General features: G+C 55.7%; 4 protein-coding genes. 3 read left to right on the top strand and 1 reads right to left on the bottom strand.

Translation table 11 applies throughout. From position 1 onward, the window contains the following. Positions 1–205: type II toxin-antitoxin system prevent-host-death family antitoxin (locus tag Q1B15_RS22660; protein WP_299758388.1), on the top strand; the 205-nt coding region annotated here is incomplete at its 5' end. A gap of 2 nt (positions 206–207) precedes the next feature. Further along, positions 208–618: a type II toxin-antitoxin system PemK/MazF family toxin gene (locus Q1B15_RS22655; protein ID WP_299758387.1), complete on the top strand. Its 411-nt coding sequence runs from the start codon at positions 208–210 to the stop codon at positions 616–618. A gap of 73 nt (positions 619–691) precedes the next feature. Here the strand turns inward: Q1B15_RS22655 and hydA are convergent, their stop codons facing one another. Beyond that, positions 692–2,143 carry a dihydropyrimidinase gene (gene hydA / locus Q1B15_RS22650; protein WP_299758386.1) on the bottom strand — a complete coding sequence of 484 codons (1,452 nt, stop codon included), beginning with the start codon at positions 2,141–2,143 and terminating at the stop codon, positions 692–694. A 169-nt stretch (positions 2,144–2,312) separates the two neighbouring features. Between hydA and Q1B15_RS22645 the strand changes: the two genes are divergently transcribed. Further along, positions 2,313–2,616, top strand: a 304-nt coding sequence (locus tag Q1B15_RS22645; RefSeq protein ID WP_299758385.1) for a twin-arginine translocation signal domain-containing protein, incomplete at its 3' end; no start/stop codon positions are given.

Raw genomic sequence — 2,616 nt, 5'->3', positions numbered from 1 at the left:
CCAGGCTGCAAAGGCCCCGGTCATAATTACCAAACACAATCGTCCCTCTCGCGTTCTGATCGACATCGAGGAATACGAGCGCATGAAGCGCTACGATACCCGTGAACACCTGACACCCGCCGATCTCACCGAAGAAGATATCAAGGCCCTGGAAGACGCGCGTGTGGATCCAAAGCATGACCAATTGAACAAACTCATGGATTGAACGTGGCATCCCTCAAGCCAGAAGTTGGCTTGGTCATTCGATACGACTTTCTTTTCAAAGAAGACCGGGATCGCGGCTACCAATCCGGCAAAGATCGTCCCAACTCCATTGTCGTTTCAGCCCGAATCCAGGGGCATGGCGATCAGAGAAACCTAGTTGTCCCGATTACTCATACGCCTCCCCTTCACGCATCCGAAGGAATCGAAGTTCCACTCAAAATCGCGCATCATCTTGGACTTGATGACCGGCAGATGTGGGTGAAGGTAAACGACATGAACAGCTTTACTTGGGAGAAAGGCCGTATTCCTCACGGCGTGACAGCCGTCAGCCACGACCGGCAAGCTTATGGGGTTCTCCCGTCAAAATTCTTCGACTTGATCAAGGCTGCGGTGCTGGCACGCGCAAAAAATTAGATGCTGTCAATTGTCGACAGGGATTCATCCAAAAAGGACTGAACGTCCTCAACAAGTATTTCTGCCTTTCTCCCTAACCGCCGTGCCTTGAACCCGGCGCACGGCTCTGAATATCGCCCGACTTCGCCGGCCGGTACTGGCCTCCGTACGGTCCCCGCTTCACAAATTCACCGTCCCCTGCCCGGCCCAGATACTGGCCCTTGTCGATGATCATGCGGCCGCGGCTGAACACCGTTTCGGTAAACCCTTTCACGGGCATGCCTTCATAGGTGTTGTAATCGATGTTCATGTGGTGGGTGTGGCCGTTGTAATAGCTGATGATCTCTTCCCGGTCGGGATCGAAGATCACGATGTCGGCGTCGCTGCCAACTGCAATGGTGCCCTTCTTGGGGAACATGCCGAAGATCTTTGCGGGACCGGTCGAAGTCAGTTCCACGAACCGGTTGATGTCGATATAACCGCCGTTGACCCCGTAGTGATAAATCAGGCTCATCCGGTTTTCGATGCCGGGGCCGCCATTGGGGATTTTGGAAAAATCGTTCTTGCCCAGCTCTTTCTGTTCTTTCATGCAGAACGGGCAATGGTCGGTTGAAATGGCGTTCAGGGCATTGCCGCGCAGCCCGCGCCACAATTCCTCCTGGTTCCATTTTTCGCGCAACGGCGGCGTCAGAACATATTTTGCACCGTCAAAACCGGGCTCGTCATATTTGGCGATATCCAGCAGCAGATATTGCGGACAGGTTTCAGCATGGGCCATCACGCCGCGCGCCTGGGCCATCCGCAATTCCTGCAGGGCGTCATAGCTGCTCAGATGGACGATATAGCACGGTGACTTGGCCACCTCGGCAATCGCCAGGGCCCGGTGCACACCTTCTGCTTCCAGCCGCGTCGGCCGGGTCAGGGCGTGATATTTCGGCTCTATATGGCCCTCAGCCAGGGCAAGCTTGATCAACTCATCCATGACGACGCCGTTTTCGGCATGCATGCAGACCAGCGTACCGTCCTCACCCGCCTGGCGCATGGCGCGGAATATAGTGCCATCGTCCGACAGCATGGCGCCCGGATAGGCCATGAACATCTTGTAGCTGGTGACACCGGCATCAGACAGCATGCGCATTTCCTGGACCCGGCTTTCCGGCATATCGGTCAGGATCATGTGGAAGGCATAGTCGATGGCGGTCTTGCCGGCGGCCTTTTCATGCCAGGCGTCCAGTGCGTCCAGCGTCGATATGCCCGGAAATTGAACCGCGAAGTCGATGATGCAGGTGGTGCCGCCGAACGCGGCCGCGCGGGTGCCGGTTTCGAACGTGTCCGAAGTGGTGGTGCCGCCAAACGGCAATTCCAGATGAGTGTGCGGATCGATGCCGCCGGGGATCACCAGTTTGCCGCCGGCATCCACCACCAGGTCGGCGTCTATTTCCAGATTGGTGCCAATCAGATCGACGGTTGCATCATTGATGAAGATATCGGCATGGTAGTCATCACTGGCCGTAATGATCCGGCCATTCTTTATCAACACACTCATCTGCGCTCTCCCCCGCTTGCGGTTTCGCTGACTTTGCCTCTAAGCTACCCGTCTGAGAACAACAGGCACTAGGAAAACACAAAGCTATATCGTTTGTCTCGAAAATTGCGGGTGTGGGCGGACAACCGCAATGGGATCAAAATTGGATCCGCTAACAGGGAGCACCAAGATGGTAAAACGCAAGAGCAACATAACCGGCAAGGGCGTATCGCGCCGGAAGTTCGTAGGCGGCGCCGCGGGCGCGGCAGCAGCCAGTTCGATTATCGGCTTTCCAAACATCGTCCACGCTGCAGATCCGATCCGATCGATTGGTCTGGGCGTCAGCATCATCAATGAAATTCAGAGCAAGGCATCCGACGATCTGGGGTTTGGTATTCGCGGCCAGGCGCTGGGCTATGGTGCCCTGTTTGGCAAGACGCTGAACCAGAATGACCAGTATGAAGTGTCCGAATGTTATTTCGACATGTTCGACG

The sequence above is a fragment of the uncultured Boseongicola sp. genome, assembly GCF_937988555.1.
In the GTDB taxonomy this organism is placed as follows: Bacteria; Pseudomonadota; Alphaproteobacteria; order Rhodobacterales; family Rhodobacteraceae; genus Boseongicola.
The sequence above is the reverse complement of the archived record's forward strand: the minus strand, read 5'-3'. Positions and strand labels throughout refer to the sequence as shown.

Coding starts and splice junctions, on each gene's coding strand:
- hydA (WP_299758386.1), bottom strand. CDS start 2,143: ATGAGTGTGTTGATAAAGAATGGCCGGATCATTACGGCCAGTGATGAC.